The 24,347-nt window shown below is 68.8% G+C and carries 24 protein-coding genes and 1 other RNA gene; 20 read left to right on the top strand and 5 right to left on the bottom strand.

The window, feature by feature from the left end; all coding sequences use genetic code 11:
- Window positions 1-21: 21 nt before the first annotated feature.
- The 3 genes from J7654_RS16805 to J7654_RS18430 all read left to right on the top strand — a co-directional run bounded on the left by J7654_RS16805 (window position 22) and on the right by J7654_RS18430 (window position 1,452).
- Entirely contained in the window at window positions 22-642 is a 621-nt protein-coding gene (locus J7654_RS16805; protein ID WP_209736990.1) for a DedA family protein, read from the top strand.
- On the top strand, window positions 639-1,223 hold the full coding sequence (locus J7654_RS16800) for an MOSC domain-containing protein (RefSeq protein WP_209736989.1): 585 nt from the start codon (window positions 639-641) through the stop codon (window positions 1,221-1,223). Before J7654_RS16805 ends, J7654_RS16800 begins: the two co-directional genes overlap by 4 nt.
- Before the next feature lie 106 nt (window positions 1,224-1,329).
- Window positions 1,330-1,452: a hypothetical protein gene (locus J7654_RS18430; RefSeq protein WP_280842344.1), complete on the top strand. Its 123-nt coding sequence runs from the start codon at window positions 1,330-1,332 to the stop codon at window positions 1,450-1,452.
- Between the two features lie 70 nt (window positions 1,453-1,522).
- Here J7654_RS18430 and J7654_RS16795 read toward each other — a convergent pair whose 3' ends face one another.
- Complete coding sequence (locus tag J7654_RS16795; RefSeq protein ID WP_209736988.1) at window positions 1,523-1,852, bottom strand: DUF2293 domain-containing protein; 330 nt, start codon at window positions 1,850-1,852, stop codon at window positions 1,523-1,525.
- Between the two features lie 88 nt (window positions 1,853-1,940).
- Here J7654_RS16795 and J7654_RS16790 point away from each other — a divergent pair, with 88 nt between their 5' ends.
- On the top strand, window positions 1,941-2,927 hold the full coding sequence (locus J7654_RS16790; RefSeq protein ID WP_245195549.1) for an ArsR/SmtB family transcription factor: 987 nt from the start codon (window positions 1,941-1,943) through the stop codon (window positions 2,925-2,927).
- Window positions 2,928-2,938: 11 nt separating this feature from the next.
- Entirely contained in the window at window positions 2,939-3,844 is a 906-nt protein-coding gene (gene metF / locus J7654_RS16785) for a methylenetetrahydrofolate reductase [NAD(P)H] (protein WP_209736987.1), read from the top strand.
- Between the two features lie 330 nt (window positions 3,845-4,174).
- Here the strand turns inward: metF and J7654_RS16780 are convergent, their stop codons facing one another.
- Window positions 4,175-5,443, bottom strand: a complete 1,269-nt coding sequence (locus tag J7654_RS16780; protein WP_209736986.1) for an amidase — start codon at window positions 5,441-5,443, stop codon at window positions 4,175-4,177.
- 103 nt (window positions 5,444-5,546) lie between these two features.
- Here J7654_RS16780 and J7654_RS16775 point away from each other — a divergent pair, with 103 nt between their 5' ends.
- Window positions 5,547-6,758, top strand: a complete 1,212-nt coding sequence (locus J7654_RS16775) for an alanine racemase (protein WP_209740650.1) — start codon at window positions 5,547-5,549, stop codon at window positions 6,756-6,758.
- 186 nt (window positions 6,759-6,944) lie between these two features.
- Here the strand turns inward: J7654_RS16775 and J7654_RS16770 are convergent, their stop codons facing one another.
- The 3 genes from J7654_RS16770 to J7654_RS16760 all read right to left on the bottom strand — a co-directional run bounded on the left by J7654_RS16770 (window position 6,945) and on the right by J7654_RS16760 (window position 9,638).
- Window positions 6,945-7,385 (bottom strand): DUF4112 domain-containing protein, encoded by a 441-nt coding sequence (locus J7654_RS16770; RefSeq protein ID WP_209736985.1) that lies wholly within the window; start codon window positions 7,383-7,385, stop codon window positions 6,945-6,947.
- A 119-nt stretch (window positions 7,386-7,504) separates the two neighbouring features.
- Window positions 7,505-8,698: a lytic murein transglycosylase gene (locus J7654_RS16765; protein ID WP_209736984.1), complete on the bottom strand. Its 1,194-nt coding sequence runs from the start codon at window positions 8,696-8,698 to the stop codon at window positions 7,505-7,507.
- Between the two features lie 88 nt (window positions 8,699-8,786).
- Window positions 8,787-9,638 carry a glycoside hydrolase family 25 protein gene (locus J7654_RS16760; protein ID WP_245195548.1) on the bottom strand — a complete coding sequence of 284 codons (852 nt, stop codon included), beginning with the start codon at window positions 9,636-9,638 and terminating at the stop codon, window positions 8,787-8,789.
- A gap of 150 nt (window positions 9,639-9,788) precedes the next feature.
- Here J7654_RS16760 and J7654_RS16755 point away from each other — a divergent pair, with 150 nt between their 5' ends.
- The 14 genes from J7654_RS16755 to murG all read left to right on the top strand — a co-directional run bounded on the left by J7654_RS16755 (window position 9,789) and on the right by murG (window position 24,329).
- The gene (locus tag J7654_RS16755; RefSeq protein ID WP_209740646.1) at window positions 9,789-10,508 is read left to right on the top strand and encodes a TerB family tellurite resistance protein; all 720 of its coding nucleotides are present in this window, start codon (window positions 9,789-9,791) and stop codon (window positions 10,506-10,508) included.
- On the top strand, window positions 10,505-11,260 hold the full coding sequence (locus J7654_RS16750) for a peptidoglycan recognition protein family protein (RefSeq protein ID WP_209736983.1): 756 nt from the start codon (window positions 10,505-10,507) through the stop codon (window positions 11,258-11,260). The genes J7654_RS16755 and J7654_RS16750 overlap by 4 nt, the downstream gene beginning before the upstream one ends.
- A 188-nt stretch (window positions 11,261-11,448) precedes the next feature.
- On the top strand, window positions 11,449-11,967 hold the full coding sequence (locus J7654_RS16745) for a lytic transglycosylase domain-containing protein (RefSeq protein WP_209736982.1): 519 nt from the start codon (window positions 11,449-11,451) through the stop codon (window positions 11,965-11,967).
- 71 nt (window positions 11,968-12,038) lie between these two features.
- Window positions 12,039-12,428, top strand: an RNA gene (gene rnpB, locus J7654_RS16740) — RNase P RNA component class A.
- A 475-nt stretch (window positions 12,429-12,903) separates the two neighbouring features.
- The gene (mraZ, locus tag J7654_RS16735; protein ID WP_209736981.1) at window positions 12,904-13,362 is read left to right on the top strand and encodes a division/cell wall cluster transcriptional repressor MraZ; all 459 of its coding nucleotides are present in this window, start codon (window positions 12,904-12,906) and stop codon (window positions 13,360-13,362) included.
- Window positions 13,359-14,405 carry a 16S rRNA (cytosine(1402)-N(4))-methyltransferase RsmH gene (gene rsmH / locus J7654_RS16730; protein ID WP_209736980.1) on the top strand — a complete coding sequence of 349 codons (1,047 nt, stop codon included), beginning with the start codon at window positions 13,359-13,361 and terminating at the stop codon, window positions 14,403-14,405. Before mraZ ends, rsmH begins: the two co-directional genes overlap by 4 nt.
- On the top strand, window positions 14,405-14,761 hold the full coding sequence (ftsL, locus tag J7654_RS16725) for a cell division protein FtsL (RefSeq protein WP_209736979.1): 357 nt from the start codon (window positions 14,405-14,407) through the stop codon (window positions 14,759-14,761). The genes rsmH and ftsL overlap by 1 nt, the downstream gene beginning before the upstream one ends.
- On the top strand, window positions 14,758-16,494 hold the full coding sequence (locus tag J7654_RS16720) for a peptidoglycan D,D-transpeptidase FtsI family protein (protein ID WP_209736978.1): 1,737 nt from the start codon (window positions 14,758-14,760) through the stop codon (window positions 16,492-16,494). The genes ftsL and J7654_RS16720 overlap by 4 nt, the downstream gene beginning before the upstream one ends.
- A 187-nt stretch (window positions 16,495-16,681) precedes the next feature.
- A complete protein-coding gene (locus tag J7654_RS16715) occupies window positions 16,682-18,130 on the top strand; it encodes a UDP-N-acetylmuramoyl-L-alanyl-D-glutamate--2,6-diaminopimelate ligase (RefSeq protein ID WP_209736977.1) in 1,449 nt (482 codons plus the stop codon).
- Window positions 18,127-19,590: a UDP-N-acetylmuramoyl-tripeptide--D-alanyl-D-alanine ligase gene (locus J7654_RS16710; RefSeq protein ID WP_209736976.1), complete on the top strand. Its 1,464-nt coding sequence runs from the start codon at window positions 18,127-18,129 to the stop codon at window positions 19,588-19,590. Before J7654_RS16715 ends, J7654_RS16710 begins: the two co-directional genes overlap by 4 nt.
- Window positions 19,584-20,666, top strand: a complete 1,083-nt coding sequence (gene mraY / locus J7654_RS16705; protein ID WP_209736975.1) for a phospho-N-acetylmuramoyl-pentapeptide-transferase — start codon at window positions 19,584-19,586, stop codon at window positions 20,664-20,666. Before J7654_RS16710 ends, mraY begins: the two co-directional genes overlap by 7 nt.
- Window positions 20,663-22,054 (top strand): UDP-N-acetylmuramoyl-L-alanine--D-glutamate ligase, encoded by a 1,392-nt coding sequence (murD, locus tag J7654_RS16700; protein WP_209736974.1) that lies wholly within the window; start codon window positions 20,663-20,665, stop codon window positions 22,052-22,054. The genes mraY and murD overlap by 4 nt, the downstream gene beginning before the upstream one ends.
- A 4-nt stretch (window positions 22,055-22,058) precedes the next feature.
- Window positions 22,059-23,225 (top strand): putative lipid II flippase FtsW, encoded by a 1,167-nt coding sequence (ftsW, locus tag J7654_RS16695; RefSeq protein WP_209736973.1) that lies wholly within the window; start codon window positions 22,059-22,061, stop codon window positions 23,223-23,225.
- Window positions 23,226-23,231: 6 nt separating this feature from the next.
- Window positions 23,232-24,329, top strand: a complete 1,098-nt coding sequence (gene murG, locus J7654_RS16690) for an undecaprenyldiphospho-muramoylpentapeptide beta-N-acetylglucosaminyltransferase (protein WP_209736972.1) — start codon at window positions 23,232-23,234, stop codon at window positions 24,327-24,329.
- Window positions 24,330-24,347 lie beyond the last annotated feature (18 nt).

The following is a 24,347-nucleotide window of genomic DNA, read 5'->3' as shown; positions in this document are numbered from 1 at the left end:
CGCTTTCAGGGAACACGACGCGTGGACCAGTTCGTCAAGTCGTTGATGGAAGACTTCGGGGCGTTCGGCATCGCGCTTCTGATGTTTCTGGAAAACATCTTTCCGCCGATCCCCTCCGAGATCATCATGCCACTGGCCGGCTATCAGGCGGCCACGGGCCAGATGTCCATCGTCTCCGTGCTCGTGGCAGGGACGATCGGCTCGCTTCTGGGCATCATCCCCTGGTACTTCCTCGGCTATTTCTTCGGCAAGCAGCGCATCATGGCGCTGGCGGCGCGGTGGGGCCGTTGGATGACGATGACGCCGAAGGATGTCGACACGGCCGATGGCTGGTTTCGCCGGCATGGCTACTGGGCCGTCTTCCTGGGGCGTCTCGTGCCGACGGTGCGCACGCTGATCTCCGTTCCGGCCGGGCTGGCTCGCATGCCGTTCGCGCTCTTCCTCGCCTTTTCCGCCATCGGCACCGCCATCTGGACGGCCGGGCTTGCCCTGGCAGGCTACCTCCTCGGACAGAACTACGAGCTGATCGACGCCTATGTCGGCCCGGTCTCGAACGCGGTCATCATCGGCATCGTGGCGCTCTATATCTACCGCGTCGTGACCTTCAAGCCCGCGCCGGCGAGGGACGACGGCAGGGCGTGAGCCCGGCGGCGCACCGTCCGGCCCGCAAGATCAGGGGGCACGTCACCGCCACCCTGCGCACCATGGGCAAGGGCTTCGAAACCGAGCCGGTGGACGGGCTGGACCTGACCTTCGCGGGGATCGGGACCGACCGGCATGGCGGCCTCACCCGCCGCACCGGCGGGCGCGAGCCCTGGTACCCGCGCGGCACCGAGATCCGAAACGAGCGGCAACTATCGATCCTGGCGCCGGAAGAACTGGCCGAAATCGCGCAGGCGCTGGGCCTGGACACGCTGCCGGCCGGCTGGATCGGGGGCAACCTTGTCCTTCAGGGCATCGCGCGCCTCAGCCGGCTGCCGGCGCGCACGCTCCTGTTCTTCGAAGGCGGTGCCACGCTCAAGATCGACGGCGACAACAGCCCCTGCCGCGCGGCAGGGCGCGCCATCGCGCGCCACCACAGCGAGCGGGCAGGGCTCGACCTCGACTTCGTGAGGGCCGCAAGGCACCGGCGCGGGCTTGTGGCGTGGGTGGAAAAGCCCGGCCGCATCGTTCCGGGCGAGGCGTTCGAGGCGCGGCTTCCCGAGCAGTGGATCTATGAGTAAGAGGATGCCTGCCTGATAGGCATGGCTGGCATGCAGGCAGGCGGGTAGCTCGAAAGCTTTGGAGCGGCTATTTTTTCCTTCGATACACGTCGCAAGGAGAATCCCCATGGTGATGAGCCGGATCAAAGAAGTAAGCGGACGTGCATTCAAGCGTCTGGTGGAAGCGCGAGAAGAGCAGGCCCGCCGCCTGATCGAGCTGCACCGCCCATCGAACCGCGACCGTTTCTAGACTATACAAAGCCGGCCTTCGCTGAAGGGCCGGCTTTTGCTTTTGGTGCCGCGCATTTTCTCGGGCCCGATCATAGATCGTCCGTTTCTCTGGCGTCTTCCCCGGGTTCGGAGACGAGTTGGCGGGTTGCGCCCCAGCGGTCCAGCACCGCATTGACCTCATCCAGCACGAAAAAGCGTGCTTCGTCGCGTTCATACCCCTCGTCCCGCAACGTGTCGTAATCCGTATAGCGATGGCGGATATGGGCCAGTGTCGCGAGCCAGAGGGCCGCCTCGGGCGAAAGCCCGCGCATGTGCCGCGCGCCCGCCGCCGAGCGGATGGCCTGCGCATCGAAATAGGGCGCGCGCGGGATGGTCGCCGTCAGGGCGCGCGCCACTGCCTTTTGCCGCTGCGTCGTCATCGTCGCTCCTCTCCGGCTCGCGGCCGCCTCTCTTGCCAAGCGCTTCGATCACACATAAACATATCCTTATGTGATCTGGGAGGCTTTGGTGGCGGCGACATTTGCGTTCGATGATACCGTGGATCGGCTGAAGGCGCTTGCCGAGCCGACGCGGCTTCGTCTCGTCGCGCTCCTTGCGTGCTCGGACCTCACCGTGACCGACCTCGTCTCGATCCTGGGGCAGTCGCAGCCGCGCATCTCGCGCCATCTGAAGCTTCTCGTCGAGACGGGCGTCCTCACGCGCTATCAGGAGGGGGCCTGGGCCTATTTTCGGCTGGCGGAGGACGCGGGCTCCAGCGGCCTCGCGGCGGCCGTTCTGGCCCAACTCTCGCGCCACGACCCGGTTCTGGAGCGCGATGCGGAGAAGCTGGAGGCGGTACGGCGCCAGCGCGCGGAGCGGGCGGCGGAGTACTTCGCGCGCAATGCTGAGCGCTGGGACCGCATCCGCTCCCTGCACGTGGCCGATGCCGAGGTGGAGGATGCGCTCCTCGCCGCCCTCGGCCGGGGGGTCTTCGAATCCGTTCTCGACATCGGAACCGGCACCGGCCGTATGCTGGAGCTTTTCGCGCCCCACGCCGCGCGGGCCGTGGGGGTGGATGCCTCGCGCGAGATGCTGGCGCTGGCGCGGGCCAAGCTGGACGCGGCCGGCCTGTCGCGCGTCTCCGTGCGGCAGGGCGATGCGTATCACCTGCCGTTCGAGCCCGGCAGCTTCGACCTCGTGCTGCTGCACCAGGTGCTGCATCATCTCGACGACCCGGCCGAGGCGGTGCGCGAGGCGGCCCGCACGCTGGAGCCGGGCGGGCAATTGGCCATCGTCGATTTCGCCCCCCATGCGCAGGAGTTCCTGCGCCAGGAGCATGCCCATCTGCGCCTCGGCTTCTCGCAGGCGGCGCTGGCCGGCTTCCTGGAGGGCGCCGGCCTCTTTGCCGAAACGAGCCTGTCGCTCGAGGCGCCGGGCGAGGGGCAACTGACCGTCACCATCACTGTCGGCCGGCTGGCCGGCATCTCCCGCTCCGCACTGCGCAAGACCGCCTGAGGAACCTTCATATGAGCCAGAAGCGCCTGCGTCAGGGCGGCATTTCCGCATCCTTCGAATTCTTCCCGCCCAAGTCGGCGGCGATGGAGGAGAGTCTCTGGGCCTCCATCCAGCGCCTGGCGCCGCTGGGGCCGAGCTTCGTTTCCGTCACCTATGGCGCGGGCGGCTCGACGCGCGAGCGCACGCACCAGACCATCGCCCGCATCCTCAGCGAGACGGCGCTGAAGCCGGCCGCCCACCTCACCTGCGTCGATGCCTCGCGCGAGGAGGTGGACGATGTGGTGCGGCAGTATCGGAGCACGGGCGTGCGGCATTTCGTGGCCTTGCGCGGCGACATGCCGGGCGGCGCAGGCGCGCCCTATCGGGCCCATCCGCAAGGCTACCGCAACGCGGTGGACCTGACGGCGGGCCTCAAGGCCATCGACCCCGATTTCGAGATTTCCGTCTCCGCCTATCCGGAGAAGCATCCGGAAAGCCCGGATTTCGCTACGGATATCGACCTCCTGAAGCGGAAGGTGGACAATGGCGCCACGCGTGCCATCACCCAGTTCTTCTTCGACAACGACACCTATGAGCGCTTCGTGGAGCGGGTGCGCAAGGCGGGGGTCTACGTGCCCATCGTGCCGGGCATCGTGCCGATCCACGACTTCACCAAGGTGGCCCGCTTCTCGGCCGCCACCGGCGCCAGCGTTCCCACCTGGCTGGCCGAGCGCTTCGCCGGGCTGGAGGACGACCCGCAGACGCGCGCCCATGTGGCCGCCGCCGTCTGCGCCGAGCAGGTGCTCGACCTCGTGGAGCGGGGAATCTGCGATTTCCACTTCTACACGATGAACCGCGCCGATCTCGTCTATTCGATCTGCCACATTCTCGGCCTGCGCCCACGGGACGAGGCGAAGCAGCAATCCGCCGCCGCCTGAGGGACAGGGCACCCAAATGCAAAAAGGCCGGGCGAAGCGCCCGGCCTTTCTTTTCGTGTCACCACATTCAAGGGCGAGGCGCGCCGGGTTCTCTCCGCTTAGGAGATGACCCCGACGATCAGGGCGCCGACAAAGACAAAGGCAGCACCGGTCAAGAGAAAATTCAGCGAACGCGTAATTTCCATCCAAAGGCCTCCTCGTCACGAACTGTTACAGTGTTAATCAGTCTTGAAACTTCGTAAAGGCCCGAACGTTGCGCGACGGTGGAGGAAATGTGTCGAATTCTTCCAAAGGACTGATTTTCAAGAGAAAGATTTTGTCGGCTCAATGTCATTTGGGCCGGGACAGGAGGCCCTCAAGCCAGCTTGCGAGGGCCAGCGCCTGCCCATCCCGCCCAAAACGTGCCACGACGGACAGGCCGAGCGGGCGCCCGTCCGAGGCGCGCAGGCCCGGAACGCTGACGCAGGGATTGCCCGTCAGCGTCCACAGGCGGTTCATCACCGGGTCGCCGGTAGAGGCCAGCGATGCGGGGGCGGGGCCCAGGGCGGAGGGGGCGAGGAGAGCATCCACCTCCCCGAACAGGGCGGTAACGGCGCGGCGCGCCTGCCGGGCCGTGCGGCGGGCCTCGTCATAGGCCGCCGGCTCGATGGCCGCGCCCTTCTCCAGCGCCTCGCGCAGCCTCGGGCTCAATTCATCGGCGTGCAGGCGCCGCTCATGGGTCAGGGAGAGGGCGCTCTCATAAAACTGGATCGTTTCCTGCGCCTGCCTTGCCCTTGCCAGCGCGGCCGGCTCCTCGATCTCCACCAGCCTCGCGCCGGCGCGCTCGGCCAGGCGGGCGGCCGTCTCCCATGCCTCGCGCATCGCCGGCTCGATCCGCCCGTCCACCGCCGAGCGGTAGAGGCCGAGCCGTAGCGCGGGCACGGCGTCCTGTCGCACCGAGAGGGGCCGGCCCGACAATCTCTCGGCCAGCATCGCGACATCGGCGACAGTCGCGGCGAAGAGGCCGGCGGTATCCAGCGTCCAGGCGGAACACTTCATGCCGACGGTCGGCAACAGGCGGAAGCTCGGCTTGAAGCCGGCGACGCCGCAGAAGGCGGCGGGCCGGATGACGGAGCCGGCCGTCTGCGAGCCGAAGGCGCCGGCCACCATGCCCGCCGCGACCGCCGCGGCCGAGCCGGAGGAGGAGCCTCCGGGCGTATGGCCCGGGGCGGCCGGATTGCCGGTGGCCGCCGGCTGAAGGAAGGCGAATTCGGTGGTGACGGTCTTGCCCATCACGGCCGCGCCGGCCGCGCGCGCCATGGCGACGAGCACGGCGTCGGACGAGGGGCGGAAGCCTGCGTGGATCGGCGAGCCGTAGGCGGTGGCCATGTCGGCGGTGTCGAAGATGTCCTTGATGCCGAGGGGAACGCCTGCCAGCGGCCCCGATGCCTTGGCCGCGGCGCCAAGGCTCTCGGGCGGGGCGAGAGTGGCGAAGGCGCCGATCCCGCCATCCACCGCCTCGATCCGTTCCATCGCGCGGGCGATGGAGGTGGCGGGGGACAGGCCGTTCTCGATCCCGGCCAGGAGTTCGATGAGGCCGAGCGGCGCGAAATGGCTCATGAGGTTTCTCCGAAATGCTGCCCTACTTTGCAGATCGGACATCGTCCTGCTACCCGCACGGGCTAGAGGATCGACATTGGCGGCCAGACGAGGGCTCTTCATCTTGCAGAAATTCTCCAACGCCACCGAGGCGGCGCTGACGCTGCGCCCGGATGTGCCGGTCTACTGCTTCCGCCCCCAGGTGCTGACGGCGGACGCGAAGAGCTTCATGGAGGCTTTTCCGGGCCGCACGGCCTATGCGGTCAAGACGAATGGCGAGCCGATGGTTCTGGAGACGCTGGCCAAGGCCGGCGTCGATCTCTTCGACGTGGCCTCGCCCGGCGAGTTCGCGGCCGTGCGGGCCGTCGCGCCCAAGGCCGAGATGCTCTACATGCATCCCATCAAGGCGCAGTCCGACATCCGCCTCGCGCTGGAAACCTACGGCATCCGGGTGATGAGCCTGGATCATGAGGACGAGGTGGCCAAGATCCTGCGCATCGTGCGCGCGCTCGATCTCGACCCGGCCTCGATCACGATCTTCGTGCGGATACAGACCAAGGGCCATGCGGCCTATGAGCTGTCCAAGAAGTTCGGCGCCGCCCCCGCCCATGCCGTGGAACTGCTCCAGCGTTGCCACCGCATCGGCTTCAAGGTCGGGCTGTGCTTCCATGTCGGCTCGCAGATCGAGGACCCGGAGACCTACGAGCGCGCGCTCGCCTCGGCCGACTGGGTGCGCAACCGCGCCGACGTACCGCTGGCGGGCCTCGATGTCGGCGGCGGCTTTCCGGCCGAATACGGCCACGACCCCCGGCGCAAGAAGCCGCAGATGCCCGGGCTCGGGCAGATCATGTCGCGCCTGCGCTCCGACATTCAGGATTGGGGCTTCGCCGACATGCCGCTGGTGGCGGAGCCCGGCCGTGTGGTCGTGGCGCGCGCCTTCTCGCTCATCGTGCGCGTGCTTCTGCGAAAAGGCCGGCGCCTCTACATCAACGACGGCATCTGGGCGTCCCTGTCCGATTCATGGACGGGCAAGATCACGCTGCCGGCACGGTTCATCCCCGATCCCGCCCGCACCCGGCGCACGGGCAATCCCGGCACGATCAGCGCCTTCCGCGTCTGCGGCGCGACCTGCGATTCGGTCGACATCCTCTCGCGCCCCTTCTGGCTGCCGGAGACGGTGGACACAGGTGACTGGATCGAGATCGGCCATATCGGCGCCTACTCGCTCTCCTTGAGAACGCGCTTCAACGGCTTCTATCCCGACACCTTCGTGGAGGTGGAAACACCCTTCGGCGAGGCGGAAGGCTATGCGAGCCTCGAGACAATGGCGGATTGACGGGGCCTGCTCGGGGGCTTCTCTCACTCGATCCGCAATGGAAACGCCTTGGCATGGATCCCGGATCAAGTCCGGGATGACCAGGGGCGAGAGGAGGTGGACACGCGGTAAGGGGCCCCGAGCGTACCCAATTGCTGACGGGGCGCTGGGCGGGAAGCGCAAGAGGCCGGGAAGCGATGATTCGCCTCAGCTCTTTTGCGGCGTCACGTCCTTCATCCGGGCGTAGAAGGCGTCCCGGTCGTAGTCGAAATGGTCGAGGATGATCGCGACGTTGCGCTTGTGGGCCTTGAAGTAGACGTCGAACACGGTGCCGGCCACGGGCATGGCGCCGAACAGGGCGTCGATGCCGAGATTGCCGACCATGCGGGCGATCTTGGTATAGGGGAGGCCGAGCTTGCGCGCTTCGTTGACGATCACGAGGCCCATGCCTGCCGCGATCGAGTCGCCGATGGCCGGAAACAGGCTGATGAGCGCGTCCGCCCCGAAGCGGATGTTGGTTCCGGGGATTCGGAAGGCGGTGTCCATCATCTTCGCGAAGCGCGCCAGCCGCTCCAGCCGCCGCATCTTCTCGGCATGGGAGAAGGTGGCATCGTCGAAATAAGCGCGGTCGAAATCGGCTGCGGTCATGGCGGGCGCGTCCCTCGTCTCGGGCCGGCCGGACAGGGGCGTCCGGCTCGGCTTTCGATATGGGGAGGGCAAGGCGCCGCTTGAAGAGGCGCGCTTGCCGAGCCGGGGCAGGTGGGGCGTCAGTTGAGCGCCGCGAGAAGCTCGGCCGTGGGCCAGGCGTCGGCCGGCAGGCCAAGGCGGAGTTGCTCGGTACGCACCGCCGCGCGCGTGCCCGCGCCGAGAATGCCGTCGATCTTGCCCACATCGTGGCCGCGCGCCTGCAGGCGCTGCTGGAGCCGCACCATCTGGTCCGCGTCGAGGCCGGGACGCGGGTTGCCGGCCGTCACGCGCGGCGCGCCGTCGAGCCGGGTGGCGAAGTAGGCGGCCGAGAGCGTGTAGATGAGCGAGTTGTTCCACTCGATATAGATGTCGAAATTCGGGAAGGTGAGGAAGGCCGGCCCGCCCGCGCCCTGGGGCAGCACGATGGAGGAGGGCAGGTTGTCCCGCTCCAGCGCCGATCCGTCCGCCTTCGTCACGCCGAGCTCGGCAAAGGCGCTGCGCGGCTCGCGCGAATAGACGGCGGCGCGCTCCAGCGGGAAGTTCTGCGGCAGGCGCACCTCCTCGATCCAGGGCTCGCCGCGCCGCCAGCCGAGATTCTGGATGAACTTGCCGGTGGTGAACAGCGCGTCCGCCCGGTCGCGGATGAGGTCGATGCGCCCGTTATTGTCCGCGTCGGTGCCGAAGCGGATATAGTCCTCTGGAAGGAGCTGCGTCTGGCCGAGCTCGCCGGCCCAGGCGCCGCGCATCTGCGAAGGCTCCAGATAGCCCAGATCGACCAGCCGGATGGCGGCGATCAGATGCGGGCGGAAGAGCTCCGGGCGGCGGCAATCATGGGCCAGCGTGGCAAGGGCCGGCAGCGTCTCGAAATCGCCCAGGAACCCGCCGAAATCCGTCTCCAGCCCCCAGAAGGCGGTGAGGACGGCACCCGGCACGCCGGTTTCGGCCTCGATGCGCCGGAAGAGGTCGGCGTTGCGCTGGAGCTCCTGCCGGCCGCGATCCAGCCGGTTTTGCGAGATCATGCGGTCGGCGAAGGTGAGCCAGGCCTGCTGGAACACGCCCTGCGCCCGGTCGCGCTGGAGAACGCGCTGGTCGATGCGAAGGCCGGTGGTCGCGCGCCGCACCGCGTCCTGCGACATGCCTTGCGCGATCGCCTCGGCGCGCACGCCCTCCACGAACTGGCCGAAATCCCCGCCGCACTGCGCGCCCTGCGCGAAGGCGCCGGCGGTGCCGGTCAGAAGGATGGCGGCGGCGGCGAGCATTCCGGCGGGTTTCATGGGGCTTGTGGTCCTCGAACTGTCTGGGGGCGCGATCTGCGCCCGTCGCACAGCTTCGAAGAGCGCGGCAAGATGGCTCTTTCAAGGATCAGCGGCGGGCCGTGCGCAAAAGCGGGCGGTGAGCGTCCAGCCAGCGCTGCCAGTCGCGCTCGCTTCCCGAAAAGGCGTTGCGGTCCACCGGGCCGCGCACCCCGGCGACAGTGCCCGATTCGGTGTACTGCCAGAAGTGGAACTCGCGGTCCTCGTAGACATTCGAGGGGTGGTCGCGCACGGCGCGCAGCCAGAACTGCTCGCCCGCGAAGGCGCCGACCATCCGCTCGCGATGCACGTCGATGGGCACGTAGATGATGGGGCGCACGCCGTAATGGCGCTCCAGCGCGTCCATGAAGGCGTTCATCTCGCGCTTCATCTCGGCAAGGTCCGGGCGGCGCGTGCAGGTGGGCGAGAAGGGCGTCCATTCCACGTCGAGCACGGGCGGCAGCGCCTCGGGGTCGCGCGGCACGTTCTGGATGAACCAGCGCGCCTGCTCGATGCCCGGCCGGCACCAGTAGAAGAAGTGATAGGCGCCGCGCGGCACGCCCGCCTCGCGCGCCGCCTTCCAGTTCTCCATGAAGCGGTCGTCCAGCATGTCGCCGCCCTCGGTGGCCTTGATGAAGGCGAAGGCCGTGCCGTCGGCGCGCGCGGCGCGCCAGTTGATCGTGCCCTGGTACTTGGAGACGTCGATGCCGTGGACGGGATAATGGTGCGGCCTGGTGCCCGAGAGATGCGCCATGCGGAACGGGGCGAGAGAGGAGGGCGCGGGATAGCCGAGCCCGAGGTCTCGCGCGTCGAGCGAGGCGCTGGAGCAGGCGGCGAGCGTTGCGAGCGCCAGCGCGCCGAACAGCGTGGCCAGCTTGCGGCCGGGCAGGCCCCTTGCGGCTCCGAAACCTGTTCCCATCATGCGCCGCCCATCCCCCGCCGTGCCGAACGGCGAACCTGCCCCAAACCGCTTGCCCCGGCCTTGCGGCAAGGTCGCGCGTTTCCATTCGCGCCCATCGGGGGTAGATAGCCGTGAGCCCTCATGCATCAGAAAGAGACCGATTTGCAGGTGATGTCCATCCTCTCCGCCCTCGGCACCCTCGTGCGCGACCTCGTCGCGCAGGGCGTGGCCAGCGCGGAGGCCATCGTGGAGCGGGTGAAGACGCTGTATGGCGGCGACCGCGAGACGCGGCGGCGCGTGGCGTTCTCCGTCGCCATGATCGCCCTTTCGGCCAAGATGGCCAAGGCGGACGGCGTGGTGTCGCAGTCGGAGGTGGACGCCTTCCAGCGCATCTTCGTCATTCCCCCGCACGAGGTGCGCAACGTCTTCCGCCTCTACGACCTCGCCAAGCAGGACACGGCGGGCTTCGAGGCCTATGCGGCGCAGATGGCGAAGCTTTGCGAGGCGCAGGAGGGCGAGCAGAGCCTTCTGGTGGACGTTCTGGACGGCCTCTTCCACGTGGCGGGGGCGGACGGGGTGGTGCATGAGCGCGAACTCGCGTTCCTGCGGCGCATCGCGGATATCTTTGCCCTCTCGCAGGCCGAATTCGCCCAGATCGAGGCGCGGCACGTGCGCGGCCGGGCCGGGCGGGCCTTCGCCATCCTCGGCGCCGAGCCGGACGATCCGCCCGAGGAGGTGCGGCGCAAATATCTGAAGCTCGTGCGCGAGAACCATCCCGACAGGCTGGCCGCGCGGGGCGTTCCGCAGGAGTTCATGGCCATCGCCACCGAGCGGATGAAAGCGATCAACGAGGCGTGGTCCACCGTTTCGAAGGCCGCGCCCGCCGTATGACGCCCGATAGCCACCTCGTTTCCGAATGCCGCCCCTCGCCCAACCACGATGAACGCAGGGACGGGCAGGTGCCCGCCATCCTGCTGCTTCACTATACGGGCATGAAGACGGGCGAGGCCGCGCTCGAACGGCTCTGCGACCCGCAGGCAGCCGTCTCCAGCCATTATCTGGTGGAGGAGGACGGGCGCGTCTTCCAGCTCGTTCCCGAGGCGCGGCGCGCCTGGCACGCGGGCGAGGGGGCGTGGCACGGGGCGCGCGACGTGAATTCGCGCTCCATCGGCATCGAGATCGTCAATCCCGGCCATGAGCACGGCTATCGCCCGTTTCCAGCGCGGCAGATCGAGGCCGTGATCGAATTGTGCAAGGATTGCGTCGCTCGCTGGGCCATCCTGCCGCAAAACGTCCTCGCCCATTCCGATACCGCGCCCGATCGCAAGCAGGATCCGGGCGAATTGTTTCCGTGGGATCAACTTTCCGCCGCCGGCGTCGGGCTTGGCCTTGCGCCGGTTCCCATCGCAGGCGGGCGGTTCCTTTCGCCGGGCGAGCGCGGCCAGCCGGTCGAGGCCTGGCAGGGCCTTCTGGCGGCCTTCGGCTACAGCGTGCCGATCGACGGACTCTACGGGGAAGAGACGCGCCTGGCGACGCTTGCCTTCCAGCGTCACCACCGGCGCGAACTGGTGGACGGCGTTGCCGATCTCTCCACCATCAAGACCCTCCACGGCCTGCTGACGACCATAGCCGATAAGATATGAGAATTCCTTCGGGTCAGCGGGTTCCATGGGATTTTGTGACACGCTGTAACATCGCGTGATCCCGGCGACACATTGACGGTCCCTTTCCCCGCCACAAGCCCAGCCGTCGCGGCGGCGTATTTGGCGCGACGGGGATTTCAGATACGAGGGCGCGCCCGAGGGGGGTGCCCGCCATTGACAGGAAGACAATGACAAAACTGCCTGCCGTGGCTTTCGCCGCGATGATGACGCTCGCCTCCATTCCAGCCGCGTCCGCCGACACGGCCTCCTCCACATCCACCGCGCCCGTCGGGGAGCCCGTGCTGACGCAGACGGCCGGGACGCCGTTCGACGACCTGCCCTTCGCCGAAATCATCGCTAAGGAGGCAAAGGCCGCCGGCGTGCCGGTGGAGCTGGCCCATGCGGTCGTCTTCATCGAGAGCAGCTACCGGGCGGACGTGACGGGGAGCGCCGGGGAAGTGGGACTGATGCAGATCAAGCTGGCGACCGCGCGCGACATGGGCTTTCGCGGCAGCCGCAAGCAGCTCTACGATCCGGCCACCAACATCCGCTACGGCATGAAATATCTCGCCGGCGCCAAGCAGCGCGGCGGCGGCTCGGTCTGCGGTACGATCCTGAAATACAATGCGGGGCACTACGCCAAGCGCTCCAACCCCACCTCGCGCCGCTATTGCGAGCGGGTGAAGCTGCAACTGGCGAGCTACTGACGGCGCGCCGCCCGCCCGAAGTGGCGGCGCCGGCTTGACATCGGGGCGGCCAGCCCCGATGGGTCGCCCCGTCAGCCGGCCGGGCGGCCGCTCCCGTCATATGCCGAAAGGCGGCGGGGGAGGAAAGTCCGGGCTCCACGGAGAGACGGTGCCGGGTAACGCCCGGCGGGGGCGACCCCAGGGAAAGTGCCACAGAAAACAGACCGCCCCGTTCATCGGGGTCAGGGTGAAACGGTGGGGTAAGAGCCCACCGCGCGACCGGCAACGGAAGCGGCACGGCAAACCCCACCGGGAGCAAAACCGAATAGGAACGACGCGGCGGGAAACCGCCAGCCTTCTCCGGGCCGGTCGTTCGGGTGGGTTGCTCGAGGCGCGGCGCAAGCCCCGTCCCAGAGGAATGGTCGCCCTGCGGGCCCTCGGGCTCCGCAAGACAGAACCCGGCTTACAGGCCGGCTGACGCTCTGCCTCGCCTTTCAGTCTTTCGAAAGTTTTCGCTGCTTATGGCCGCGCATGGGAATACGCCCCACGCCGAAAAGCGGCTGGCTGCTAATGCGTTGTTTCAAGACGATTTTGGCCCGCGGGGAGGGGCGATGCGGCGGTTCTCTGTCGTGAATTCGCGATCCAGCGATCCCCATTCAGATAGCTGATATCATTCATCTTTTTGTTTAATCAGGTGTCGGCCCTCGAGGCGCCTGGGCGCCGTCCAGTGGGGCGTTGTCCCATTGACCCCCATGCTGGCCCATGCTACCCCTGAAAGCACAAATCGGGCGCTCCTCGCGGGTGCCGTTTCAATGAACACGCAAGTCTTGGTCCGCTCGTTCGAGCGGGCGGTTCGGGTGCCCTCCCAGGCTCCCGTCCGGCGAAGCTTTGCGCATGTTCGGGCGCACGAGGGCTGCATGGATCGCAGCGCGGGACAGGGGGCAGGCGCGGCGGTCGATGGAGCGGTTTCTCTCCAGCGCTATCAACTCGATCGACGCCAAGGGCCGCGTTTCGGTTCCCGCCGGCTTCCGGCAGGTGCTCACCAAGCGCGGCTTCCGCGAGCTCTACGCGCTCCAGTCCATCGGCCATCCGGCCATCGATGTCGGGGGCATGGATCTCCTGGAGCGATACGAGAGCCGCATGGCGCAGGAAGATCCCTTCAGCGAGGCTTTCGCGGACATGTCGCTCTTCGCCTATGGCGACGGCGCCTTCCTCAAATTCGATGCCGAGGGGCGCATCACGGTGACGGACTTCATCCGCTCGCACACGGGCATCGCCGACAAGGTCGTGTTCGTGGGGCGCAACGACTTCTTCCAGCTCTGGGAGCCCTCGCAATTCGAGGCGCACCGTGCCCAGGCGCGACAGCGCCTGCTCGCGATGCGTGCGAGCGGCTCCCAGCAGGGCGCACCGGAATGATGGCGGGCAACGGCGAGGCTTCACGCCCGGCCGGTGGCGGACCTGCCCGGCACATTCCGGTGCTCCTGCCCGAGGTTCTGGACGCGCTCGGCGCGGCGGGCGGCGAGACGGTGGTGGACGGCACCTTCGGGGCCGGCGGCTATTCGCGCGCCATCATGGAGCGCGGCGCGAGCGTCCTCGGCATCGATCGCGACCCGACCGCCATCGAGGCCGCGCGCCCGCTCGTGGAGGAGATGAAGGGCCGCCTGCGGCTCGTGCGCGCCCGCTTCGGCGAACTGGACGCGGTGGTGCGCCGGGAGGCGCCCGAGGGCCGCGTGGACGGCGTGGTGCTGGATATCGGCGTGTCCTCCATGCAGATCGACACGGCGAGCCGGGGCTTCTCCTTCCAGAAGGAAGGGCCGCTCGACATGCGCATGGGCGCCGACGGGCCGAGCGCGGCCGATGTGGTGAACCACCTGAAGGCCGGCGACCTGGCGCGCGTCCTTTCGTTTCTGGGGGAGGAGCGGCAGGCGGGGCGCATCGCGCGAGCCATCGAGGCGCGGCGCGCCGAGCGGCCGTTCGAGACGACGCTGGACCTCGCCGCGCTGGTCGGCCGGGTCGTGGGGCGCAAGCCCCAGGACAGGATCGACCCCGCCACGCGCACCTTCCAGGCGCTGCGCATCTACGTCAACGACGAACTGGGCGAGCTGGTGCGCGGCCTTGCCGCGGCCGAGCGCGTGCTGCGGCCGGGCGGCCGGCTGGTGGTCGTCACCTTCCATTCGCTGGAGGACCGGATCGTCAAGCGCTTCATCAGGGAGCGCTCCACCGCACCGGCGGGCTCGCGGCATTTACCGGATGTTCAGCACGTTGCCCCCACATTCGAGGCCCGCAACAAGGCCGTCGCGGCGAGCGAAGCGGAAGCCTCCGCCAATCCGCGCGCGCGCTCGGCCAAGCTGCGGGCCGCTATCCGAACCGACGCCGAGCCGCGTGGGGGAGGGAGCGGCGAGAGCCCCTTCGACCTTCCGCCGCTGGCGGAGCTGCCGCAATCTCGGGTGACGCGCTGATGCTGAAGACGGTGGACATCGTACTGGTGGCGATCATGCTCTGCGTGGCCGGATGGACGTTCGGCACCAAGCACGAGGCCGAGCTGATCGAGGAGCGGCTGCGCGTAGTGGAGCGGCAGATCGCGCAGGAACGCGACACCATCTCGCTCCTGGAGGCCGACTGGGCCCTGCTCGACCAGCCGTACCGCCTGCAGCGGCTGGCGGACGCCTTCGCCGAGGAGCTGGGCCTGGCGCCGCTGGAGCCCGAGCAGGTGGTGGCGCCCGACGAATTGCCGGCCGAGCCGGTGCGTCTCTCTCCCGAACAGCAAAACCTTATCGGCGACCTTGCCGACGCATCGCGGAGTTCTGCTCGATGAACGTGCTTTCCGGCCTGATCGGCAAGCTTCGCGGCACGCTGGCCGCGCGCCGCGCTCCCAGCGAGGAGGCGCCCTGCGGCCTTCGCCGCCGCCGGCGTGCCGAGCCGCCCCGCAACCGGCCCCGCTTCGTCATCGCGGTGGGCCTGTTCTGCGTGGTCTACGCGGTGATCGGCGGGCGGCTGGTGGTGTGGGGCGTGGAGCCGGACCAGCAGTCCGTCTATCGCGGTCTCGCGCAGGGGCCGGCCTCGCGCCCGGAACTGATCGACCGCAACGGCGAGACGCTGGCCATCGACATCCGCTCGGCCTCGCTCTTCGCCGAGCCGCGCCGCATCGTGGATGCGGACGAGGCCACCGAGGCGCTCATGTCCGTTCTGCCGGACCTCAACCCGAGGACGCTGCACACGCGCCTTTCCAGCAATGCGGGCTTTGCCTGGCTGAAGCGCGAGATCACGCCCCGCCAGATGCAGGAAATCCATTCCCTGGGCATTCCGGGCATCGGCTTCCGCACGGAGAAGCGCCGCTTCTATCCGGGCGGCAACACCGCCTCGCATGTCGTGGGCCATGTCAATGTCGACAATCAGGGCATTGCCGGCATGGAGAAATATGTCGACGATTCGGGCTACCGCGCCATCCAGGCGGCGGGCCTGGCCTCGGGCGCCGAGCTGGAGCCGGTGCGACTTTCGCTCGACGTGCGGGTGCAGCACATCCTGCGCGACGAGCTGGCGGCCGCCATGGAGCGATACAAGGCCATCGCGGCGGCCGGTGTCATCCTCGACGTGGAGACGGGCGAGGTCGTGGCCATGTCCTCGCTGCCCGACTACGACCCGAACAACCCGGTGGACGCGCTCAAGAAGGAGAACCTCAACCGTGCTTCGGCCGGCACTTTCGAGATGGGATCGACCTTCAAGGCGTTCACCGCGGCGATGGCGCTGGATTCGGGCAAGGTGAAGATGTCCGATTCCTTCGATGCGCGCGGCTCCATCCGCATCGGCGGGTTCAACATCACCGATTTCCGCGGCAAGAACCGCGTGCTGACGCTGCCGGAGGTCTTCATATACTCCTCCAACATCGGCACCGCACGCATGGCGGACGTGGTAGGCATCGAGGCGCACAAGGAGTTCCTGACGCGGCTCGGCCTTCTGACGCGTGTGCAGACCGAGCTGCCCGAGACGGCCATGCCCACCCAGCCGCGCGAGTGGCGCAAGATCAACTCCGTGACAATCTCGTTCGGCCACGGTGTCTCGACGACGCCGTTGCAGACGGCGGTGGCGGCGGCGGCGCTGATGAACGGCGGATACTACATTCCGCCGACCTTCCTGACGCGCACCAAGCAGGAGGCCGACGCGATGAAGGTGCCCGTCCTTTCGCAGAAGACCTCCGACGAGATGCGCTATCTCTTCCGCCTCAACGGCACGGACGGCTCGGGGCGCACGGCCAACGTGCCGGGCTACGACGTTGGCGGCAAGACGGGCACGGCCGACAAAGTGGTCAATGGCCGCTATGCGAGCGGCAAGCGCTTCAACGCCTATCTCGGCGCCTTCCCCATGCGCGACCCGCGCTACATCGTTCTCATCACGCTGGACGAGCCGGAGCGCGCCGAGGGGCAGCCCTTCGCCACCGCCGGTTGGAACGTGGTGCCGGTGACGGGGGCGGTCATCAAGCGCGCGGCGTCCTTCCTCGGCGTGAAGCCCGAGTTCGGCGAGGAGGGCCGTTCGCTTCTCGTCTCCTACTGAAGGCGGCGCCGCCCCGGCGGCGAAGCCTGTGGCAAGCTTGCGTCCCTCGCGCGCCGATCGCCATCCGGGCGGGCGGCGCGCTTCAATCCGGGGGAGCCATGTTCTAGAAGAGCCCGGCCGGACATTCTTTCGCGGCATTTTGCCGGTGCCGATGGGCCGGACAACGATACGGCGCGGACGGACACGGATGAATTTACGCGAGTTGAGCGAAGGGCTGGCGACGGGCGCTGACGACGCCTCGATCGAGATCTCGGGGCTGACGGCCGATTCGCGCGCGGTGCGGCCCGGCTTCCTCTTCGCCGCGCTTGCCGGCACCCGGACCGACGGGGCGCGCTTTGTGGCCGACGCGCAGGCGGCTGGCGCGAGCGCGGTGCTGGCGGCACCCGATACCGTGCTCGAAACCTCGCTGCCGATCCTTCGCGCGCCCGATGCGCGCCGCGCGCTTGCACTGATGGCCGCGCGGCTGGCCGGGCCGCAGCCCGATCACATCGTCGCCGTCACCGGCACCGCCGGCAAGACGTCCGTCGCCGCCTTCCTGCGCCAGATCTGGGCGCGCGCGGGCAAGCAGGCCGCATCCATCGGCACCACGGGCCTCGTTTCCCCGACGCGTACCGAATATGGCTCGCTGACGACGCCCGAGCCCGTGGCGCTCGCCAACCTCCTCGCCGAACTGGCGCGCGAGGGCGTGACGCATGTGTCGATGGAGGCGTCCAGCCACGGGCTGGAGCAGCGGCGGCTGGACGGCTTGACCCTGCGCGCCGCCGGCTTCACCAATCTGGGCCGCGACCACATGGACTACCATGCGAGCGTGGAGGAGTATTTCGCCGCCAAGATGCGCCTGTTCGACACGCTCCTGCCCAAAGGGCGCCCGGCGGTGATCTTCGCGGACGACCGCTGGTCGGGCGCGGCCATCGAGGCGGCGCAGAAGGCGGGCGCCAGCGTGATGACGGTGGGGCGCGAGGGCGGCTTCCTCAAGCTCAAGCGGCTGGAGCACGAGCGCCGCCGGCAGGTCGCGGAAATCGAGGTCGTGGGCAAGCTCCACCGCATCGTCCTGCCGCTGGCGGGCGAGTTCCAGATGTCGAACGCGCTGGTGGCGGCGGGCCTTGCGATCGCCAGCGGCGTCAATATCGAGGACGCGCTTCACGCGCTGGAATATCTGGAAGGGGCGCCCGGGCGGCTCGAGCTGGCCGGCACGACGGCCGCCGGCGTGCCCGTCTACGTGGATTACGCGCACAAGCCTGAGGCGCTGGAGAACGTGCTTTCGGCCGTGCGGCCGTTCACCACCGGCCGCGTCATCGTGGTGTTCGGCTGCGGCGGCGACCGGGACCGGGGAAAGCGCCCCATCATGGGCGGCATCGCCACGCGCCTGGCCGACATCGCCATCCTGACGGACGACAATCCGCGCTCCGAGGAGGCGGCCGCGATCCGCGCCGAGGTACTGGAGGGCGCGCCGGGCGCCGAGGAGATCGGCGACCGGCGGCAGGCCATCCGCGAGGCCATCTCCCGCGCGGGGGCGGGCGATACGGTGGTGATCGCCGGCAAGGGGCACGAGAACGGCCAGACCATCGGGGCGCAGACCTTCCCCTTCAGCGACCACGAGGAAGTGCGCCTCGCCATCGCGGACGCGCCGCGATGAGCGGCGCGCTCTGGACCGGGGCCGACCTCGTCGCGGCGACCGGCGGGCGGCCCGTCGCGGACGTGCCGCACAAGATCTCCGGCATTTCCATCGACAGCCGCACCGTGCAGCCCGGCGAAGCCTTCTTCGCCATCAAGGGCGACCGATTCGACGGGCACGACTTCCTGACGGGCGCGGTGGCGGCCGGGGCGGGCCTCCTCGTCGTCTCCAAGCAGAAGCTGCCGGCGCTCGGCAAGCTTTCCGCGCCGCTCCTGGTGGTGGACGACGTGCTGAAGGCGCTGGAGCGCCTCGCGGCGGCGGCGCGCAAGCGCTCGCAGGCCCGTATCGTCGCCATCACCGGCTCGGTCGGCAAGACCACCAGCAAGGAGGCGCTCGCCCGCGCGCTCGCCCCGAGCGGTTCGGTGCACGCCTCGGCGGCCTCCTTCAACAATCATTGGGGCGTCCCGCTCAGCCTCGCCCGCCTGCCGGCCGAAACGCACTATGCCGTGTTCGAGATCGGCATGAACCATCCGGGCGAAATTCGCCCGCTCGTGAAGCTGGTGCGCCCGCACGCGGCCATCGTCACGCTCATCGCGCCGGCCCATCTCGGCTTCTTCTCCGGGCTTGCCGAGATCGCGCAGGCCAAGGGCGAGATTTTCGAGGGCGTGGAGCCCGGCGGCACGGCCATCGTCAACGCCGACGATCCCTATGGGCAGGCGCTGGGCGAGATGGCGCGCAAGGCCGGCGTCTCGCGCGTGCTGACCTTCGGGGAGGCGGCAGGGGCCGATTTCCGGCTCGGCGCATGGCGGGAGGAGGGCGAGGGCGCGCTTCTCTCCGCCACCATCGCCGGCCATTCGCTCGAGGGGCGGATCGGCACGCGGGGGCGCCATATCGGGCAGAATGTCCTTGCCGTTCTCGGCGCGGCCAGCGTGCTGGGCGCCGATGTCGACGCGGCGGCGGCCGCGCTGGCCGAATGGCGGGCCGGCAAGGGGCGCGGCGAGCGGCGCGAGATCGAGACCGGCGAGGCGCCGATCCTTCTTCTCGACGAGAGCTACAACGCCAACCCCACCTCCATGCGCGCGGCGCTGGCCGTGCTCGGCGACACGCCGCCGGCGGGGGACGGGCGGCGCGTCGCGCTTCTGGGCGACATGCGCGAGCTGGGCGGCCATTCGCGAAAATATCACGTCGACCTCGCCGGCCCCATCGCGCAGGCGCAGGTCGATGCCGTCTTTCTCGTCGGCGACGAGATCCGACCCTTGAGCGGCGCGCTCGGCCCCGCCATCCACTGCGAGTGGCACCGCACCGTGGAAGAGACGCAAGCGGGCCTTGCGGCCTATCTCAAGCCCGGCGACGTTCTCATGGCCAAGGCCTCGAATGCCGTCGGCCTTTCCAAGCTCATCGAAAGACTTCCCATCTTGATCCAGCGCCCGGACGCGCCCGCCCTCGACGCCGACGCGAGCGGGGAGGGCCAGCCGTGCTGACCTATCTCGCCGCCTTCGCCGGAGACGCGCAGATCTTCAACGTCTTCCGCTACATCACCTTCCGCACCGGGGCGGCGATGATCACCTCCTTCATGGTGGTGTTCCTGTTCGGCCCCGCGATCATCGACAATCTGCGTGTGCGGCAGGGGCGGGGCCAGCCGATCCGGGCCGACGGGCCGCAAACCCATTTCAAGAAGGCCGGCACGCCGACCATGGGCGGGCTGATGATCCTGTCCGGCGTGGTGATGGGCACCGTCCTGTGGGCCGATATCTTCAACGTCTATGTCTCCGCCGTCCTCATCGTCACGCTCGGCTTCGGCGCCATCGGCTTCTACGACGATTACCTGAAGGTCACGAAGCAGAGCCACCTTGGCTTCTCGGGCAAGGCGCGGCTGGCGCTGGAATTCGCCATAGCGGGCGCCGCGGCGGTGCTCATCTCCTATGCAGGGGCGGGTGATCTGGCGACGACGCTGACCTTCCCCTTCTTCAAGCAGCTCGTGCTCGACCTCGGCATCTTCTACATCGCCTTCGCCGCCTTCGTGATCGTGGGGGCGGGCAACGCGGTGAACCTGACGGACGGGCTGGACGGGCTGGCCATCGTGCCGATCATGATCGCGGCCGCCGCGTTCGGGCTCATCGCCTATCTGGCCGGCAACGTGAACTTCTCCAACTATCTCCAGATCCACTATGTCGTGGGCACGGGCGAATTGTGCGTGCTGGCGGGCGCGGTGATCGGGGCCGGGCTCGGCTTCCTGTGGTTCAACGCGCCGCCCGCCGCCATCTTCATGGGCGACACGGGCTCCCTCGCGCTCGGCGGCCTGACCGGCACCGTGGCTGTCGCGACCAAGCACGAACTGGTGCTGGCCATCATCGGCGGCCTCTTCGTCATCGAGGCGATGTCCGTCATCATCCAGGTCGTCAGCTTCAAGCTCACGGGCAAGCGGGTGTTCCTGATGGCGCCGATCCACCACCATTTCGAGAAGCTCGGCTGGACGGAAAGCCAGGTGGTGGTGCGCTTCTGGATCATCGCCATCATGCTGGCCTTCATCGGCCTTTCGACGCTGAAGCTGAGATGATCGCCGCGCGCAGCTTCAAGGGGCGCTCCGTCGCCCTGTTCGGGCTCGGCGGATCGGGCCTTGCCACCGCGCGCGCGCTCGTGGCCGGCGGCGCGCAGCTCACGGCCTTCGACGATAATCCGCGCTCGGTGGAGGCGGCCGCCGCCGAGGGCATCGCGACGGGCGACCTTCACGCGCTCGACTGGCGCGCGGTGGATGCGCTCATCCTCTCGCCGGGCGTGCCGCTGACCCACCCCAAGCCGCATTGGGCGGCGGAGCTGGCGAAGAGCGCCGGGGTGCCGGTGATCGGCGATATAGAGATCTTCTCGCGCGAACGCGCGGCGCTTTCGCCGCAAGCTCCGTTCGTGGCCATTACGGGCACCAACGGCAAGTCCACGACCACGGCGCTCATCGCCCACGCCCTGCGGGCCTGCGGCCGCGACACGCAGCTCGGCGGCAATATCGGCGTGCCGGTGCTGACGCTCGATCCGCCCCTCCAGGGGCGTTTCCATGTGGTGGAGTGCTCCTCCTACCAGATCGACCTCGCGCCCTCGCTCCGCCCCAGCGTCGGCCTTCTCCTGAACCTCTCGCCAGACCATCTCGACCGGCACGGCTCGATGGAGAACTATGCCGCGATCAAGGAGCGGCTCGTGGCCGCCAGCGATGTCGCGGTGATCGGCGTGGACGATGCCCACTGCCGGGCCGTCGCCGGCCGGCTGGAGGCGGCGGGCCGGCGCGTGGTGCGCATCTCCAGGGAGACGCCGCTGGAGGAGGGCGTGTTCTTCGACGGCGCCGACGTGGTGCGGCGCGGGCAAGCGGGGGAGACGCGCTTCGCGCTGTCGGGCATCGGCTCGCTGCGCGGGCGACACAACGGGCAGAACGCGGCCGCCGCTGTCGCCACGCTGACGGCCTGCGGCCTTTCGGACGCTGAAATCCGGGCCGGACTGACGAGCTTTCCCGGCCTCGTGCACCGCATGGAACAGGTGGGCCGGCGTGGCCCCGTGCTCTTCATCAACGATTCCAAGGCGACCAATGCGGATGCCGCGGCGCCCGCGCTGGCGAGCTTCATGCGCATCCGCTGGATCGCGGGCGGCCTGCCCAAGGAGGGCGGCATCGCATCGCTGGAGCCCTTCTTCCCGCGCATCGCCAAGGCCTATCTCATCGGGGAGGCGGCCCCGCTGTTCGCCGCCACTCTTGGTGAACGAATTCCTTACGAAATCTCGGCTACTCTCGATGTCGCGGTGAGAAGCGCCGCGCGAGACGCCGATGAGGCGGGTGGCGAGGAGGTCGTTCTCCTTTCGCCGGCCTGCGCGAGCTTCGATCAATTCCGCAACTTCGAGGTCCGGGGAGAGGCGTTCCGCCAGGCGGTCGCCGGTCTTGCCGGAATCGAGCTGTTCGCGAAGGGGTGAGACGATGGCAAGCCGGGCCAAAAGAGGGCTGATCGCCGACTGGTGGTGGGGCGTCGACCGCTGGTTCCTCGCCGCCTTCCTCTTCCTGATGGTGGCGGGGCTGGTCCTGTCCTTCGCCGCCAGCCCGCCGGTGGCCGAGCGCATCGGGCTGGAGCCCTTCCACTTCGTGCGCCGCCACGCCGTCTTCCTGCTGCCCTCCCTCGCGGTCATGCTGGGCGTGTCGCTGCTCTCCGCGCACGGGGTGCGGCGCCTCGCCTTCTTCATGCTGGCCGGCTCGCTGGTGGTGATGGTGATGGCGCTGTTCCTGGGCGTGGAGGTGAAGGGCGCGCGGCGCTGGATGGAGTTCGGCCCCCTCACCGTGCAGCCCTCCGAATTCATGAAGCCGGCCTTCGCGGTGGTCTGCGCCTGGCTCTTCGCCGAGCGGGCGCGCCGCCCCGAGATACCGGGCAACCTCCTCTCGCTGATCCTCCTGATCACGGTCGCCGCGCTGCTCGTCGCCCAGCCCGATCTCGGGCAGACGGTGCTGACCGCCGGCGTCTGGGGCGGGCTGTTCTTCATGGCGGGGATGCCCTGGCTGTGGATCGTGGTGCTTGGGGGCGTCGGCACTCTGGGGCTGGGCACCGCCTATGCGGCCTTCCCCCACTTCGCCAGCCGTATCGACCGCTTCCTGACGGGCGAGGGCGACACGTTCCAGACCGACACCGCGCGCGAGGCGATCATGCGTGGCGGCTGGTTCGGGCAGGGTCCGGGCGAGGGCACGGTCAAGCGCCTTCTTCCCGACAGCCACACCGACTTCGCCTATGCCGTGATCGCCGAGGAGTTCGGCATCATCACCTGCATGGCGCTGACGGCGGTGTTCTGCTTCATCGTGGTGCGCGGCCTCCAGGTGGCCTTCGAGCAGCGCGACGTCTTCTCGCGGCTCGCCATTTCCGGCCTCGTGATGTTGTTCGGAATGCAGTCCATCATCAACATGGCGGTGAATCTCCAGCTCATGCCGGCCAAGGGCATGACGCTGCCCTTCATCTCCTATGGCGGCTCCTCCATGATGGCCGTGGCGGTTTCGGCCGGCTTCATCTTGGCGCTGACGCGCAAGCGCGCCGAGAATTCCTCGCAGACGGACCGCCTGAGCGAGCGCAGCCTCGCCTTCGGCGGCGCGCTGGGATACCGCTGATCCCCCATGACAGGCCCCATCCTTCTCTGCGCCGGGGGCACCGGCGGCCATCTCTTCCCCGCGCAGGCGCTGGCGCACGAGCTGATCGCGCGGGGGCGCACCGTCCATCTCGTCACCGACGAGCGGGCGGGGCGCTTCCTCGACGGCTTTCCGGCCGCCGCCATCCACCCGGTGCCCTCGGCGACCTTCGGCTCGAAGCGCCCGGACCGCATGGCCGCGTCCTTCTGGCGCATCTGGAAGGGCTTTCGCGCCTCGGGCGCGCTGATCCGCTCGCTCAAGCCGCAGGTCGTCGTCGGCTTCGGCGGCTATCCCACCGTCCCGCCGATGATGGCCGCGCAGCAGGCCGGCAAGCCGACCATCGTGCACGAGCAGAACGCGGTGATGGGGAGGGCCAACCGGATGCTGGCCGCGCGGGCGACGAAGGTCGCCGCCGGTTTCCCCCAGGGCAACCCCAAACCCGCGCTGGCGCAGAAGCTGGTGGTGACGGGTAACCCCGTGCGCCCGGCCGCCATCGAGGCGGCCGCGATACCCTATGAGCCCAGCGGCGAGGGGCAGCCCTTCCGCCTCGTCGTCTTCGGCGGCAGCCAGGGCGCTTCCTTTTTCTCGCAGGCCCTGCCGCAGGCGATCGAGCTTCTGCCCGAGGCGCTGGTGAGGCGGCTGGAGGTGACGCAGCAGGCGCGAGCGGACGAGGAGGCGCAGGTGCGCGCCTTCTATGCCGGCCGCTCCATCCCCGCCATTGTCGCGCCCTTCCTGCCCGACATGGCCGAACGGATCGGCCGCGCGCATCTCGTCGTCAGCCGCTCGGGCGCCTCCACGGTCTCGGAGCTTTCGGTCATCGGCCGTCCCTCCATCCTGGTGCCGTATCCTTACGCGCTCGACCACGACCAGGCGGCCAACGCGGCGCGTCTGGAGGCGGCGGGCGGCACGATCGTGGCGCGCCAATCGGAGCTTTCGGCAGAGCGGCTCGCGGCGCTCATCGCCCGCATCGCCGAGGACAGGGACGAGGCCGCCCGGATGGCGGCCGCCGCCAGGGCCACCGGCATACCGGACGCGGCACGGTTGCTTGCCGACCTCGTGGACTCTATGTCGGCGGACAGCCTCTAGAGACAAAAGGAAATCGCG

Origin of the sequence: Aureimonas populi (assembly GCF_017815515.1) — a bacterium.
Taxonomy (GTDB): Bacteria; Pseudomonadota; Alphaproteobacteria; order Rhizobiales; family Rhizobiaceae; genus Aureimonas; species Aureimonas populi.
This window is presented reverse-complemented; position numbering and strand designations above follow the sequence as displayed.